Genomic DNA, 13,795 nt, shown 5'->3' with positions numbered 1-13,795 from the left:
CTTCCATATTCAACTGTCAAAGAACCGACACACATCTGTGTCAAACAAGAACCGGAACGAACCGCTCGACCGCCAATCTCAGGTCAAACCCAAGAAGCTTCCGGAGCCTCAAAACCGAACCGGCGAGGCGCGGCTTATGATCGCTTTCGTTTCCGCTGTCAACTCTTTTTTTCAGAGCCAACCGACCTTTCAAGCTTTCGCCACCAGGCCTAAATTCTCCAGTCTTTTCAGACCGTTACGGCAAAACAAGAAACCAGTTTCTCATCCTACCTCAGAGACGAAGCATCCTGTCGCCAGTGGCGCCGCCGCCGTCGTTGTGGCGCTATATAGGCCCCACCTAACGGAACTGTCAACACGGAAAAATGCGCCAACATGAACTTTTTTCAAAACGCCCTCCCCCGCCCCTGTGGATAACCTCAAACGAAAAACGGGCGGGCATTTCCACCCGTCCGCTCCTTCCCTTTAGATTGATGGGAGCCGCACCCAGTGTCAGGGTTTGAACACCAGCTCGATCCGGTCCGCCAAAAAGCGGGTGCGGATGAACTGGACGGGCACGTCATCGAGATCGACATCGATGGCGTTGCTGACGAGGACGATGGAATCCAGAGCGCATTGCAGCACGTCGGCATCGGCAGGTGAAATCCTCTCGGCGGTCAGCCGCGTCTCGCGCCGGCGATAGTCGTTGAGGCCGTGCTGTTTCAGCGATTGGGTGACGGAGCCGGTCTCGGCATAGGCAGCGATGATGTTAGGGAACCGTTCGCTCGGGAAATAGCCCGTCGAGCGCGAGACTGGTACGCCGTCCACCACTGTCATCTTTTCCAGTTTGAAAAGCGGAGCTCCGGGCTTCAGTTCTAGCAGAGAGGCTAGTGCCCGGTCGGCGGCGACGCGCTCGGAATTGATCAGCCGTCCCGCCGATTCCAGCGACTGCTTGACCATGTTCTCCGAAAAGCGCGCCCGCGTGCCGATGGGATAGGTAATGCGCGGCTGGACTTCATTGATGAAGGTGCCGCGACCGCGCTCGGCCCGCAAGACCCCTTCATCGGACAGCGCCGAAATCGCCCGCCTGACCGTGTGGCGGTTGACACCGAACTCACCGGCAAGCTCGATTTCCGGCGGCAGGCGGTCGCCGTAACGCCCCTCTCCAATGGCGGCGCGTAGCGCATCCGCGACCCGCCGCCAGCGGGAAATGCCGTCATCCATCACATTCATCGTTTCACGCTCTTTCGAAAAATTTTCGCGCTGTCATCGACCCGTCATCGATTCCGCGCTATAAGTCAAAAAAGATTGATTGTCTATACAAATAGACAAATTGGAGTGCATGATGGAACCATCCGCAAACACGGCGCTCGACCAGCGCAAGCGGGCGCTCGATGCGCTGGCATCGATGCCGGCGGCGGCGCTGAAGGAGCGCTACGAAAAGATCAGGGCGAGCGCGCCGCAGGCCTTGCCCGTGCGAGGGCCGGAGATCGGCGCGGTCATGGTGCGCGGCCGGATCGGCGGGGGAGGGGCGCCCTTTAATCTCGGCGAGGCGAGCGTGACCCGCGCGACGGTGAAGCTTGCCACGGGCGAGGTCGGCCATTCGATCGTGCTGGGGCGCGACCCGGAAAAGGCCAAGGCCGTGGCCCATCTCGACGCCCTCCGGCAGGTGCCCGAGTGGGAGCCCGTCGTGGAGCGGGAATGCGTGACCCCGGCAATCGAAATGCTGGAAGCGGAGCGCCGCAAGCTCGCCGAGGAGACGGCGGCGACGCGGGTGGATTTCTTCACCATGGTGCGGGGAGAGGACTGATGCAGGCCAATGTCTTCGAAGGCGGCTTCGCCGATCCCGTCTTTACTTCGCAAGCGGTGTTCCGCGCCGTCATGGATGCTTTCGCACGTCCCGGAACCATACATGATCTCGGCGATGTGGCGTCGGCGCCGGCGCCCATCCAACCGGCGGCTGCGGCGATCCTGCTGACGCTCGCCGATTTCGACACGCCTGTCTGGTTCGAGGCGGCGGATTCCACGGAAGCCGAACAGTGGCTCGCCTTCCATACCGGTGCGGTGGCGGTGCCTGACGCCACAGAAGCAAGTTTTGCGGTGCTGAACGACATGTCCAGTCTGGACAGTTGGGGCCGCTTCGCGGTCGGCACCGCGGAGTATCCGGATCGTTCCGCGACGCTGGTGCTGCCTGTTGTAAGCCTTGAAGGCGGGCGGGAACTGACCCTGCGCGGGCCGGGCATCGAGAAAACAACTGCTATCGCGCCCCGAGAACTGCCCGAGAGCTTCGTTGAGGCGATCCAGGCGAATGTTGTGCTTTATCCGCTGGGCTTCGACGTCGTTCTCGTGTGCGGGACAAAGGCGCTCGCGCTGCCGCGCACAACCCGGATCGAGGTGTAATCATGTATGTCGCGGTAAAAGGCGGTGAAGCCGCCATCGACAAGGCGCACAAGCTGCTGGCGGATCGGCGGCGGGGCGACCGCTCCGTCCCGGCGCTGACGCCGGAGCAGATCGTGGAGCAGCTCTCGCTCGCGGTGGACCGGGTCATGGCGGAGGGATCGCTCTACGATCCCGAGCTTGCGGCAATGGCTGTGCGGCAGGCGCGGGGCGACCTCATCGAGGCGATCTTCCTTCTGCGCGCTTATCGCACGACGCTGGCGCGTTTCGGCATGTCCCGGCCTATCAACACGGCTGACATGCGCATCGAGCGGCGGGTTTCCGCCACTTACAAGGATATTCCGGGCGGGCAATTGCTCGGCCCAACCTTCGATTACACGCACCGTCTGATCGACCCGGCGATGGCCGACGATCTGCCTGTCGAAGAACCCGCGCGGCGGGAGGCGGAGATGGAGAGCGACGTCCCGCGCGTCACCGATATCCTCGACAGCGAGGGATTGATCGAACCGGACACGCGTTCCGATTCCGAGCCCGGCGACCTCACCCGCGATCCCGTATCGTTTCCGGCCGGGCGGGATGTGCGGCTGCAGGCGCTGGCGCGGGGCGATGAAGGTTTTCTCCTGTCCCTCGGCTATTCCACGCAGCGCGGCTATGGCCGCACGCATCCCTTTGTCGGCGAGGTGCGCATAGGTTTGGTGGATGTCGAGATCGATGTTCCCGAACTGGGCTTCGCCGTGAATATCGGCTCGATCCGTGTCACCGAATGCCAGATGGTCTCGCAATTCACGGGATCGAAGGACGGCGGCCCGCGCTTCACGCGCGGCTATGGCCTCGTCTTTGGCCAGTCGGAACGCAAGGCGATGGCGATGAGCCTCGTCGACCGGGCGCTGCGGGCCGATGAATTCGACGAGCAGCGCACCGCCCCGGCGCAGGACGAGGAATTCGTTTTGGCGCATTGCGACAATGTCGAGGCGACCGGCTTCGTCGAGCATCTGAAGCTGCCGCACTATGTGGATTTCCAGGCCGAGCTCGACCTTCTGCGTCAGCTTCGCCGGGAAAGCGAGCAGGGGCGTCAGCAGGATGAACAGGACATGAAGGAGGCGGCGGAATGACGCTCCCGGCCTATAATTTTGCCTATCTCGATGAACAGACCAAGCGCATGATCCGGCGCGCTATCCTGAAGGCAATCGCCATACCCGGCTATCAGGTGCCGTTCGCCTCGCGCGAAATGCCAATGCCTTATGGCTGGGGCACTGGCGGCGTACAGGTGACGGCTTCGATCCTCGGCCCGGACGATGTGCTGAAGGTCATCGATCAGGGCGCGGATGACACCACCAATGCGGTCTCGATCCGCGCTTTCTTCGCCAAGACCGCCAATGTCGCAACGACCACGAAAACGGCGGAGGCGACGGTGATCCAGACGCGGCACCGCATCCCGGAGACGCCGCTGAAGGAGGGGCAGGTCCTCGTCTATCAGGTGCCCATTCCCGAGCCGCTGCGCTTCCTCGAGCCGCGCGAGACCGAAACGCGCGTCATGCACGGGCTGGAGGAATACGGCCTCATCCAGGTGAAACTCTACGAGGACATCGCCCGGCACGGCCATATCGCCACCACCTATGCTTATCCGGTGAAGGTCGAGGGCCGCTATGTGATGGACCCGTCGCCGATCCCGAAATTCGATAATCCGAAGATGCACAATTCCCCCGCGCTCCAGCTTTTCGGCGCTGGGCGCGAGAAGCGCATCTATGCATTGCCGCCCTATACCCAGGTGGTAAGTCTCGATTTCGAGGACCACCCATTCTCCATCCAGCGTTTCAGCCAGCCCTGTGCGCTCTGCAACGCGACCGGCGTCTATCTCGATGAAGTCGTCACCGACGATCGCGGCGGGCGGATGTTCGTCTGCTCCGACACCGATCATTGCGAAACCCGCCGGGCCGAAGGCCATAGCGGTCCGGGCCTTCCGCAAATTCATGAGGAGGACGCGGCATGAGCGATCCGATCCTTTCCGTCCGCGATCTGGAACGGCGTTACGGTTCTTTCATCGGCTGCACGGACGTCTCGTTCAATGTCTGGCCGGGCGAAGTGGTCGCCATCGTCGGCGAATCCGGCTCCGGCAAGACGACGCTGCTCAACTGCATCTCCGGGCGTCTCCCGCGTACTTCGGGCAGCATTCGCTACCGCATGCGGGACAATCGTTTTCCCGACCTTGCCGAACTTTCGGAGGCGGAGCGGCGCTTCCTCATGCGCACCGACTGGGGCTTTGTTCACCAGAGCCCGGCTGACGGCCTGCGCATGCGGGTGTCGGCAGGGGCCAATGTCGGCGAGCGGCTGATGGCGGTGGGCGAGCGGCATTACGGCAATATCCGCCGGACGGCGAGCGACTGGCTGAGCCGTGTCGAGATTTCTCCCGAGCGGATCGACGACCAGCCGGTCGCTTTCTCCGGCGGCATGCGTCAGCGCTTGCAGATCGCGCGCAATCTCGTCACCCATCCCCGGCTCATCTTCATGGACGAGCCGACCGGCGGGCTCGACGTGTCGGTGCAGGCCCGGGTGCTCGACCTCCTGCGCGGGCTGGTGACGGACATGAACCTCGCGGTCATCATCGTCACCCATGACCTTGCCGTCGCACGGCTCCTGTCGCAGCGCATCATCGTGATGAAGAGCGGGCGCATTGTCGAGACGGGCCTCACCGACCGGGTGCTGGATGACCCCCGCCATGCCTACACCCAGCTTCTCGTCGCCTCGATCCCGGAGTCCTGACCCATGATTATGGAAGCGAAAGAACGGCCGATGGCGGACGGAGCGGTGCTGTCCCTTGCGCATGTGGCGAAGTCCTTCACCATGCATTTGCGCGACGGGCTCAAGCTACCCGTGGTGGAGAATGTAGCCTTCGATCTTTTCCCCGGCGAATGCGTCGTGCTGGCCGGGCCGTCGGGCGCGGGCAAGTCATCGATCCTGCGCATGGTCTACGGCAATTATGCCGTCGATAGCGGCCATATCTGGGTGCGGGCTGGAGACAACGCTCACGACCTCGCCACCGGCGATCCTCGCCTCGTGCTCGCCTTGCGGCAAAGCGCCATCGGCTATGTCAGCCAGTTCCTGCGGGCAGTGCCGCGCGTGGCGGCGCTCGATGTGGTGGCCGAGCCGCTCGTCTCTCGTGGCGTAGACCGCACGGAGGCGCGGGCCAAAGCGGCGCAGCTGTTGCGGCGGCTCAACCTGCCCGAAGCACTGTTCTCCCTGCCGCCTGCCACCTTCTCGGGCGGCGAGAAGCAGCGGGTCAACATCGCCCGGGGCTTCATCACCGAGCACCCCATCCTGCTTCTCGACGAGCCGACCGCCTCGCTGGACGCGGCCAACCGGGATGTGGTGATCGAAATGATCCGCGAGAAGCTCGCGGCCGGCGTCGCCATTCTCGGCATTTTCCATGACCAGCCGGTGCGCGATGCGGTGGCGACGCGGATGATCGACGTATCGGGCTTTTCAGCGCGGAGGGCTGCGTGATGCCGAAACTGTCGGAAAATATCCCCTATATCGACGAAACGGCGAGCGTCAGCCAATCGACGCTCGGGCGCTACACCGAAGTGGCGGCGCGCACGCGCATGAGCGAGACGGTGCTGGGCGATTACTCCTATGTCATGGAGGATTGCTCGATCTGGTGCGCCGAAATCGGCAAATTCGCCAATATCGCCTCCGCCGTCCGCATCAATGCGCCGAACCATCCGACCTGGCGGGCAACGCTGCATCATTTCACCTACCGGGCGGGCGATTATTTCGACGGCGCCGATGACGAGGAGAGCTTCTTCGAATGGCGGCGCAGCCGGCGTGTCGTTATCGGCCACGATGTCTGGATCGGCCATGGCGCGACGATCCTCTCCGGCGTCACGGTCGGCAATGGCGCTGTCATCGGCGCTGGCGCGGTCGTCTCGCGCAACGTCGCGCCCTACACCATCGTCGGCGGCGTTCCGGCGCGGCTTATCCGCGAGCGGTTCAGTGCAGAACTGGGGCGGCGCATGGACCGGCTCGCCTGGTGGGACTGGCCGCATGCGCGGCTGGCCGAGGCGCTCGAGGATTTCCGCCGGCTGCCGGCGGAGGATTTCGTTGCTCTTTACGAGAGCCAGGAAAATTTCATCGATCCGTCATCGAACGATCATGCAGGCATCACCGAACCGGGCTTTAACTTTGAAAAACAGGGGGAAGGCGCATGACGGCAATCGCTGTTTCCAATCTCTCGAAAAGCTATGGCGGCACCCGGGCGCTGAACGATGTCAGCCTGACGCTCGCCAAGGGCGAGATGGTCGCGCTGATCGGCGCGTCCGGCTCCGGCAAGAGCACGCTCATCCGCCACATCGCCGGGCTTGAAGCGGGCGATGGCGGCGCGGGGCGGATCGAGATATCGGGCGAGCTGACGCAATCGGCAGGGCGCTTCCTTCGCCGGGCCCGACGCGGGCGCGTGGCGGTCATCTTCCAGCAGTTCAACCTCGTCGGACGGCTATCGGTGCTGACCAATGTGCTGATCGGGCATCTGGGACGCATGCCGCGCTGGCGCGGAACGCTCGGTCTCTTCAACCGGGCGGAGAAGGCGAAGGCGCGCAAGGCACTGGAGCGGGTCAGCATTGCGCAGAGGGCGGCACAGCGTTCCTCGACGCTGTCGGGTGGCCAGCAGCAGCGCGCAGCGATTGCCCGCGCGCTGGTGCAGGAAGCGGAAATCCTCATCGCGGATGAGCCGATTTCCGCGCTCGATCCCTCCGCCGCCCGCCGCGTCATGGATGTGCTGGCCGATATCAACGCCAAGGACGGCATCACGGTGCTCGTTTCGCTGCACCAGGTCGAATATGCGCGGCGCTATTGCCCGCGCACCATCGCCATGCGCGACGGCGCGATCGTCTATGACGGCCCGTCCTCGGCACTTACCAACGATTTCCTCGCCCGGCTCTACGGCTCGGCATCGGAAGAACTCGTCCTGCCGGATGGTCCGGCGGATAGACTGGCGGCCAAGGGGGCGACAGCCAGGATAGACCGGGCTGAGCTTTTGCCAGCCTAAGAATTCTAACACCGGAGAACACAGATGAACGCTATACTGAAAAGCATGGCGGCGATGTCCGTCGCCTTCAGCATGACCTCCGCGGCGCTCGCCGAGACGATCAATTTCGGCATCATCTCCACGGAGTCCCAGCAGAATCTGAAGACCAAATGGCAGCCGCTTCTCGACGACATGAAGAAGAAGACCGGCCTCGACGTCAAGCCGTTCTTCGCCTCCGATTATGCCGGCGTGATCGAAGGCATGCGCTTCAACAAGGTGCAGCTCGCCTGGTACGGCAACAAATCGGCAATGGAAGCGGTCGACCGCGCCGATGGCCAGATATTCGCCCAGAGCGTGCCCGTCGGCGGCGAGCCGGGCTATTGGTCTCTGGTTATCGTGCCCAAGGATTCCAAGCTCCAGACCATCGATGACGTGCTGAAATGCGATCACAGCCTCAATTTCGGGCTGGGCGACGTCAACTCCACGTCAGGCTATCTCGTGCCGATGACCTTCGTCTTCGCGAAGAACGGCATCGATCCGAAGAAATGCTTCAAGAACGTGACCAACGCCAATCACGAAACCAACGCCATGGCCGTCGCCAACGGCCAAGTCGCCGCCGCCGCCAACAACACCGAGAACATGGCGCTGATCAAGGAAAACAACCCGGAAGCCTATGCGAAAATCCGGGAGATCTGGCGCTCGCCGCTGATCCCGTCCGATCCGCTCGTGTGGCGCAAGGATCTGCCGGAAGAGGCGAAGGCGAAGATCCGCGACTTCTTCCTGACCTACGGCACCGAAAAATCGACCGGCAATGCCGAGGAGGAGAAGAAAGTCCTCGCCGGCCTCAAATGGGCGCCCTTCCGCGCCTCCGACGATAACCAGCTTCTCCCCATCCGCGTTATGGAACTGACCAAGGCCATCGGCCAGGCAGAAGGCGACACCAAGCTCAGCGCCGAAGAAAAGGCCGCGAAGATCAAGAAGCTGACCGAGGAGAAGGCCGGGTATGAAGCGGAGTTGGCCAAGCTGACGAACGGCTGATCCCTACTCGCAACGCGGGCGGGCTGACGACAGCCCGCCTTTTTTAGAATGGAGCGGATGCAATGAGCGATTTGACATCGGCGGCAAGTGCGGAGCCAAAATCCGTGCCCGAGGACCGTGGCGGTTACCGCAATCTCCTCTTGCTGGCTGGCGTGGTTCTAGCGCTGGCATTGAGCTGGAAACCGGCCGAGATGGACCGCTGGATCTTCCTTTTCACCGATGCCGGGAACATGGCGCAATATGCGCGCGGCTTCCTCCGGCCCGATTTCTCGGAATGGCGGTACTATTTCGGCGAAATCGTCGTCACGGTCCAGATCGCGCTCTGGGGCACCTTCCTCGCCGTGGTCCTGTCGGTTCCATCAGGCATTCTCTCGGCGAACAATATGGCGCCCTGGTGGATACGCCATCCCGTCCGACGGCTCATGGACTTCTTCCGCGCCATCCACGAGGTGGTGTTCGCCGTCTTATTCGTCGTCGCGGTGGGCCTCGGCCCGTTCGCCGGGGTGATGGCGCTGTTCATCCACACGACGGGCATTCTCGCCAAGCTCTTTTCCGAGGCGGTGGAGGCCATCGACCCGCGCCCGGTCGAGGCGATCCGCACGACCGGCGCCTCGCGGGTGCAGCAGGTGATCTTCGGCGTCATCCCGCAGGTGCTGCCGCTCTGGATTTCCTTCTCGCTTTACCGGCTCGAATCCAACATCCGCTCGGCCACCGTTCTCGGCCTCATCGGCGCGGGCGGCATCGGGCAGGTGATGTTCGAGACGATCCGCGGCTTCTACTATTCGCAGGCGGCGGCCATCCTGATCCTCGTCGTCCTCACCGTCACCCTGATGGACCTCTTGTCGCAGCAATTGCGCAAGCTGGTGATCTGATCTCGAAATCTCCCTCTTCCCCCCAGCCGGATATCCGACCATGAATGACGAAACCGTCTTTTCCAACTGCAACATCGTCCTACCCGACCGCGTCATGCACGGCTCCGTGCTCGTTCGTGACGGCCTAATCAGCGACATCTCCGCCGGCGGTTCCTCTGCGGGTACGGATTTCGAGGGCGATTATCTCATTCCCGGCTGTGTGGAGCTGCATACGGATCATCTGGAGACGCATTTCCAGCCGCGCCCCAGGGTGCGCTGGGATATGAACGCGGCGCTGCAGGCCCATGACGGGCAGATCGCCACCTCAGGCATCACCACGGTCTTCGATGCCTTGCGGGTGGGGCTCGATGGCGACACGGAGTTGCGGGCCGCCGATATGTCGGCCATGGCGGACACCATTTCCGCCGCCCATGCGGGCAAGCGGCTGCGCGCGGAACACTTCATTCATCTGCGCTGCGAGGTTTCGGTGGCCGACGTGGTCGATCATTTCGACACGATGAAGGCCAATGACCGCATCCGGCTGGCATCGCTGATGGATCACGCGCCGGGTCAACGGCAGTTCGTCAATCTGGAAGCCTACCGGATCTATTATCAAGGCAAGAAGAAGCTCAGCGACGAGGAATTCGCCCGTTTCAGCGAAAGGCGCATCGCGGAAAGCGAGGCGAACTCCCCGCGCAACCGGCGGCTCATCGCCGAGCGCTGCCATGGCCAGTCGATCGCCATCGCCTCGCATGATGACGCGACAGTGGAGCATGTGGCTGAGGGCATCGAACTCGGCGTTACGCTGGCGGAGTTCCCCACCACCATCGACGCCGCCCTCGCATCGCGCGAAGGGGGACTGCAGGTGCTGATGGGGGCCCCCAATGTCGTGCGCGGCGGGTCCCATTCCGGCAATATTTCGGCGCTGGAACTGCTTGAAAACGGCGCGCTCGACATTCTCTCCTCCGATTACGTGCCGTTCAGCCTGTTGCAGGCGGTGTTCCTGCTGGCGGAAAAGCACATTCTCGACCTGCCCTCGGCGATACGCCTCGTTTCGGACAATCCGGCCCGCGCGGCAAAGCTCGACGACCGCGGGCGGATAGAGGTGGGCCGCCGCGCAGATCTGGTGCGCGTACGGGCGGAAGCCGGGCGTCCGCCTTATGTCGCGGGCGTCTGGCGGGAGGGAAAGCGTGTCGCCTGAGTCTTTAAAAGTGCCGCATGGCGCGTTCGTCGCCATCGTCGGCCCGAGCGGCGCCGGCAAGGACACGCTGATGCGCGAGGCCCGCGCGCTGCTTGCTGGGCGGACGGATATCCGCTTCGCTCGCCGCGTGGTAACGCGCATGGCGGACAAGGCGCTGGAAGATCATGACACGCTGGACGAAGCCGCCTTTCACGCTGCGGCGGCGCGCGGCGAATTCTGCCTTAGCTGGCAAGCCCACGGGCTCCATTACGGTCTGCCCCGTGTGATCGAAGCGGAAATGCAGGCCGGACACATCATTGTGGCCAACATTTCCCGCCGCATGATCATGGATGCTGCGAGCGCTTTTCCTGTTCTCGATGTCGTCGAAATAACCGCACGGCCCGAAATCCGCGCCGAACGCCTGGTGAGGCGAGGACGCGAGACCGAGGCAAGCATCCGCGAGCGGATAGCGCGGGACGTGGAATGCGACATTCCCTCTTCCGTGCGCCGCTTCATCCGGATCGACAACTCAGCCAGCCTTGAGGAAGCCGCAAGGGAGCTTGCGGCCCATCTTTGTTTTTAAACGGAAGCATCTGCGGGGCAGCACCCCCTCTGCCCTGCCGGGCATCTCCCCCTCAAGGGGGGAGAGTACGCCTTCATCGACCTGTGGCATCAATCACATACATCGCAGAATGTAGGTGGAGGGTCGTATCAGCTAATCTCCCCCCTTGAGGGGGAGATGCCCGGCAGCGCAGAGGGGGGTGCCTCGCGATTCCGTCAAAATGCAATTTATATAACCCCACCATCCTGTCAGGAAATGTCGCCTGTCTTCCGCCAGCTATGGCAAGCATCAGGCAATTACCCTATATGTGGCCAGCCTTGGCGGGGCGCGCCTCATGCGTTCCGTTCAGCGCTCCCATTCCCTTCCTTTCAGCCGCGGTCCCATGCCAAACGCCATATCCATCTCCAATCTCTCGAAGACCTATGAAGGGGGCTTCACTGCCCTTCATGGGGTCGATCTCGACATACGCGACGGCGAGATTCTTGCGCTTCTGGGGCCGAACGGCGCCGGCAAGACGACGCTCATCTCCATCGTCTGCGGTATCGTCAACCCGAGCACAGGCACTGTCGCCATTCAGGGCCACGACATCATCAGGGATTATCGTGCCGCCCGGCAGCTCATCGGTCTCGTGCCGCAGGAGCTGCATGTGGAAACCTTCGAGACCGTATGGGCGACGGTCAATTACAGCCGCGGCCTCTTCGGCAAGAAGCCGGACAAGGCGCTCTGCGAGCGTATCCTGAAAGACCTCTCGCTTTGGGACAAGAAGGACAACAAGATCATGCAGCTCTCGGGCGGCATGAAGCGGCGCGTCATGATCGCCAAGGCGCTGGCCCATGAGCCGAAGATCCTGTTCCTGGACGAACCCACCGCCGGCGTCGATGTGGAGCTGCGCAAGGATATGTGGCAGCTCGTCCGGCGGCTGCGCGAAAACGGCACCACCATCATTCTCACCACGCACTATATCGAAGAGGCCGAGGAAATCGCCGACCGGGTGGGCGTCATCAACAAGGGCCGGCTGATCCTCGTCGAGGAAAAGGCGGAGCTGATGCGCAAGCTCGGCAAGAAGCAGCTCACACTGGAGCTTGGCGAAAGCATAGCCGCCCTGCCCGAGACGCTCTCCGCCTACGATCTCGACCTCGAGGACGACGGACGCCGCCTCATCTACCGCTACGACACGCAGGCCGCGCGCACCGGCATCGGCTCGCTGCTGGCCGATTTGAACCGCGCCGGCATCTCTATCAAAGATCTCGACACCAAACAGAGCTCGCTCGAAGACATCTTCGTCAGCCTCGTGGAGGAAGCCCGATGAATTTCGAAGCCATCAAGGCGATCTATCTCTTCGAAATGGCGCGCATGCGCCGCACGCTCCTCCAGAGCGTCGTCTCGCCGGTGCTCTCCACCTCGCTCTATTTCGTAGTGTTCGGCTCGGCAATCGGCGGCCGCATTCAGGAAGTGGAGGGCGTGCAGTATGGCGCCTTCATCGTGCCGGGCCTGATGATGCTGACGCTGCTGCAGAACTCCATCTCCAACGCCTCTTTCGGCATCTATTTCCCAAAATTCGTCGGCACGATCTACGAGGTGCTGTCAGCGCCCATTTCCTTCGTCGAGATCGTCATCGGCTATGTCGGCGCGGCGGCGACGAAATCGCTGATATTAGGCGTCATCATCCTCGCCACGGCCTGGCTCTTCGTCCCCATCGAAATCCGCCATCCCTTCTGGATGGTGTTCTTTCTCGTCGCGACGGCGGTGACCTTCAGCCTGTTCGGCTTCATCATCGGCATCTGGGCCGACAATTTCGAGAAGCTGCAACTGATCCCGCTGCTCATCGTCACCCCGCTCGTCTTTCTCGGCGGCTCCTTCTATTCCATCCACATGCTGCCGCCTTTCTGGCGCGACGTGACGCTCTTCAACCCCGTGCTTTATCTGATCAGCGGCTTCCGCTGGAGTTTTTACGAGACGGCTGATGTGAGCGTCGGGGTGAGCATCACGATGGTCCTGGTCTTCCTCGCGCTCTGCCTGGCTGCGGTATGGTGGATATTCAGGACGGGGTATCGGTTGAAGGCTTAGAGTTTTTAAACGGAAGCCTCGGCGGGACAGCACCCCGCTCTGCCCTGCCGGGCATCTCCCCCTCAAGGGGGGAGATTGGCTGACGCTACCCTCCGCCTTCATTCTGCGACGTTTGCGATTGGTGCCAAGCACCGATGAAGGCTAATCTCCCCCCTTGAAGGGGAGATGCCCAGCAGGGCAGAGGGGGGTTGCCTCGCGATTCCGCCAACACAATTTGCACTTGGGAATGGGGTGATTGGGTGGGGTCCCAGCGTCCCCATCATTAAGAAAAACCTACTGATTAGGATAACACGCCGACGCCCTGAGGGCCGTCCCTCCCGCCAGCGCTTCGATCAGCTTCGGCACGACAGTTTGAAACTCATATTCGAGCGCCACCGAGGAAAACCCGTCGATCCCCTGACATTCGGCATCACGATCGAGCGTGATGGATGCGGGGTTCAGTACGATATACCAGCCCAGTGACGTGTTTTTCGCGAATTCACGGGCCAGCGCCGCGTCATAAGTCCCATTCCGGCTGCACTCGATCTGCGGCAGCCCCATGCAGCGCGCGGTAACTGTGGCCGTTTCCTGCAGGGCATGGCTTGCCCAGAACAGCCGCCCGAACTCGATGATGCCGAACAGCAGCAGGAGGAAGACCGGTAGGACGAGCGCCGCCTCGATGGCAGCCACCCCGCTCTCCGACCTCCAGAAAAGTCTCAAGCGCC

At 62.5% G+C, this 13,795-nt stretch carries 16 protein-coding genes; 14 read left to right on the top strand and 2 right to left on the bottom strand.

Annotated elements, in window-relative coordinates:
* Window positions 1–489: 489 nt before the first annotated feature.
* Entirely contained in the window at window positions 490–1,209 is a 720-nt protein-coding gene (phnF, locus tag ACOWVG_RS17295; protein ID WP_420963578.1) for a phosphonate metabolism transcriptional regulator PhnF, read from the bottom strand.
* 112 nt (window positions 1,210–1,321) lie between these two features.
* Between phnF and phnG the strand changes: the two genes are divergently transcribed.
* From phnG to ACOWVG_RS17225, 14 genes are all read left to right on the top strand, one after another.
* Window positions 1,322–1,786, top strand: a complete 465-nt coding sequence (gene phnG / locus ACOWVG_RS17290) for a phosphonate C-P lyase system protein PhnG (RefSeq protein ID WP_420963577.1) — start codon at window positions 1,322–1,324, stop codon at window positions 1,784–1,786.
* Window positions 1,786–2,376, top strand: coding sequence for a phosphonate C-P lyase system protein PhnH (gene phnH / locus ACOWVG_RS17285; protein ID WP_420963576.1), 591 nt, complete (start codon window positions 1,786–1,788; stop codon window positions 2,374–2,376). The genes phnG and phnH overlap by 1 nt, the downstream gene beginning before the upstream one ends.
* A 2-nt stretch (window positions 2,377–2,378) precedes the next feature.
* The gene (locus tag ACOWVG_RS17280; RefSeq protein WP_420963575.1) at window positions 2,379–3,485 is read left to right on the top strand and encodes a carbon-phosphorus lyase complex subunit PhnI; all 1,107 of its coding nucleotides are present in this window, start codon (window positions 2,379–2,381) and stop codon (window positions 3,483–3,485) included.
* Window positions 3,482–4,363 carry an alpha-D-ribose 1-methylphosphonate 5-phosphate C-P-lyase PhnJ gene (locus tag ACOWVG_RS17275; protein ID WP_420963574.1) on the top strand — a complete coding sequence of 294 codons (882 nt, stop codon included), beginning with the start codon at window positions 3,482–3,484 and terminating at the stop codon, window positions 4,361–4,363. Before ACOWVG_RS17280 ends, ACOWVG_RS17275 begins: the two co-directional genes overlap by 4 nt.
* The gene (phnK, locus tag ACOWVG_RS17270; RefSeq protein WP_420963573.1) at window positions 4,360–5,133 is read left to right on the top strand and encodes a phosphonate C-P lyase system protein PhnK; all 774 of its coding nucleotides are present in this window, start codon (window positions 4,360–4,362) and stop codon (window positions 5,131–5,133) included. Before ACOWVG_RS17275 ends, phnK begins: the two co-directional genes overlap by 4 nt.
* A gap of 3 nt (window positions 5,134–5,136) precedes the next feature.
* Window positions 5,137–5,874 (top strand): phosphonate C-P lyase system protein PhnL, encoded by a 738-nt coding sequence (phnL, locus tag ACOWVG_RS17265; protein WP_420963572.1) that lies wholly within the window; start codon window positions 5,137–5,139, stop codon window positions 5,872–5,874.
* Window positions 5,874–6,578, top strand: a complete 705-nt coding sequence (locus ACOWVG_RS17260) for a DapH/DapD/GlmU-related protein (protein ID WP_420963571.1) — start codon at window positions 5,874–5,876, stop codon at window positions 6,576–6,578. Before phnL ends, ACOWVG_RS17260 begins: the two co-directional genes overlap by 1 nt.
* The gene (phnC, locus tag ACOWVG_RS17255) at window positions 6,575–7,414 is read left to right on the top strand and encodes a phosphonate ABC transporter ATP-binding protein (protein ID WP_420963570.1); all 840 of its coding nucleotides are present in this window, start codon (window positions 6,575–6,577) and stop codon (window positions 7,412–7,414) included. Before ACOWVG_RS17260 ends, phnC begins: the two co-directional genes overlap by 4 nt.
* A 24-nt stretch (window positions 7,415–7,438) precedes the next feature.
* On the top strand, window positions 7,439–8,431 hold the full coding sequence (gene phnD / locus ACOWVG_RS17250) for a phosphonate ABC transporter substrate-binding protein (RefSeq protein ID WP_420963569.1): 993 nt from the start codon (window positions 7,439–7,441) through the stop codon (window positions 8,429–8,431).
* A gap of 62 nt (window positions 8,432–8,493) precedes the next feature.
* Complete coding sequence (gene phnE / locus ACOWVG_RS17245) at window positions 8,494–9,303, top strand: phosphonate ABC transporter, permease protein PhnE (RefSeq protein ID WP_420963568.1); 810 nt, start codon at window positions 8,494–8,496, stop codon at window positions 9,301–9,303.
* A gap of 40 nt (window positions 9,304–9,343) precedes the next feature.
* Complete coding sequence (locus tag ACOWVG_RS17240) at window positions 9,344–10,483, top strand: alpha-D-ribose 1-methylphosphonate 5-triphosphate diphosphatase (protein WP_420963567.1); 1,140 nt, start codon at window positions 9,344–9,346, stop codon at window positions 10,481–10,483.
* Window positions 10,473–11,045: a phosphonate metabolism protein/1,5-bisphosphokinase (PRPP-forming) PhnN gene (gene phnN, locus ACOWVG_RS17235; RefSeq protein ID WP_420963566.1), complete on the top strand. Its 573-nt coding sequence runs from the start codon at window positions 10,473–10,475 to the stop codon at window positions 11,043–11,045. Before ACOWVG_RS17240 ends, phnN begins: the two co-directional genes overlap by 11 nt.
* 361 nt (window positions 11,046–11,406) lie before the next feature.
* The gene (locus ACOWVG_RS17230; RefSeq protein ID WP_420963565.1) at window positions 11,407–12,333 is read left to right on the top strand and encodes an ABC transporter ATP-binding protein; all 927 of its coding nucleotides are present in this window, start codon (window positions 11,407–11,409) and stop codon (window positions 12,331–12,333) included.
* On the top strand, window positions 12,330–13,091 hold the full coding sequence (locus ACOWVG_RS17225) for an ABC transporter permease (protein WP_420963564.1): 762 nt from the start codon (window positions 12,330–12,332) through the stop codon (window positions 13,089–13,091). The genes ACOWVG_RS17230 and ACOWVG_RS17225 overlap by 4 nt, the downstream gene beginning before the upstream one ends.
* 273 nt (window positions 13,092–13,364) lie before the next feature.
* Here ACOWVG_RS17225 and ACOWVG_RS17220 read toward each other — a convergent pair whose 3' ends face one another.
* Window positions 13,365–13,760: a TadE/TadG family type IV pilus assembly protein gene (locus ACOWVG_RS17220; RefSeq protein ID WP_420963563.1), complete on the bottom strand. Its 396-nt coding sequence runs from the start codon at window positions 13,758–13,760 to the stop codon at window positions 13,365–13,367.
* Window positions 13,761–13,795: the final 35 nt, after the last annotated feature.

Source organism: Brucella sp. IR073 (genome assembly GCF_049065735.1).
Classification (GTDB): Bacteria; Pseudomonadota; Alphaproteobacteria; order Rhizobiales; family Rhizobiaceae; genus Paramesorhizobium.
The sequence above is the reverse complement of the archived record's forward strand: the minus strand, read 5'-3'. Positions and strand labels throughout refer to the sequence as shown.

Bases quoted from the DNA above. Each gene is read 5' to 3' on its own strand.
- phnF (WP_420963578.1), bottom strand. From the start codon at position 1,209: ATGAATGTGATGGATGACGGCATTTCCCGCTGGCGGCGGGTCGCGGAT.
- phnG (WP_420963577.1), top strand. From the start codon at position 1,322: ATGGAACCATCCGCAAACACGGCGCTCGACCAGCGCAAGCGGGCGCTC.
- phnH (WP_420963576.1), top strand. From the start codon at position 1,786: ATGCAGGCCAATGTCTTCGAAGGCGGCTTCGCCGATCCCGTCTTTACT.
- ACOWVG_RS17280 (WP_420963575.1), top strand. From the start codon at position 2,379: ATGTATGTCGCGGTAAAAGGCGGTGAAGCCGCCATCGACAAGGCGCAC.
- ACOWVG_RS17275 (WP_420963574.1), top strand. From the start codon at position 3,482: ATGACGCTCCCGGCCTATAATTTTGCCTATCTCGATGAACAGACCAAG.
- phnK (WP_420963573.1), top strand. From the start codon at position 4,360: ATGAGCGATCCGATCCTTTCCGTCCGCGATCTGGAACGGCGTTACGGT.
- phnL (WP_420963572.1), top strand. From the start codon at position 5,137: ATGATTATGGAAGCGAAAGAACGGCCGATGGCGGACGGAGCGGTGCTG.
- ACOWVG_RS17260 (WP_420963571.1), top strand. From the start codon at position 5,874: ATGCCGAAACTGTCGGAAAATATCCCCTATATCGACGAAACGGCGAGC.
- phnC (WP_420963570.1), top strand. From the start codon at position 6,575: ATGACGGCAATCGCTGTTTCCAATCTCTCGAAAAGCTATGGCGGCACC.
- phnD (WP_420963569.1), top strand. From the start codon at position 7,439: ATGAACGCTATACTGAAAAGCATGGCGGCGATGTCCGTCGCCTTCAGC.
- phnE (WP_420963568.1), top strand. From the start codon at position 8,494: ATGAGCGATTTGACATCGGCGGCAAGTGCGGAGCCAAAATCCGTGCCC.
- ACOWVG_RS17240 (WP_420963567.1), top strand. From the start codon at position 9,344: ATGAATGACGAAACCGTCTTTTCCAACTGCAACATCGTCCTACCCGAC.
- ACOWVG_RS17230 (WP_420963565.1), top strand. From the start codon at position 11,407: ATGCCAAACGCCATATCCATCTCCAATCTCTCGAAGACCTATGAAGGG.
- ACOWVG_RS17225 (WP_420963564.1), top strand. From the start codon at position 12,330: ATGAATTTCGAAGCCATCAAGGCGATCTATCTCTTCGAAATGGCGCGC.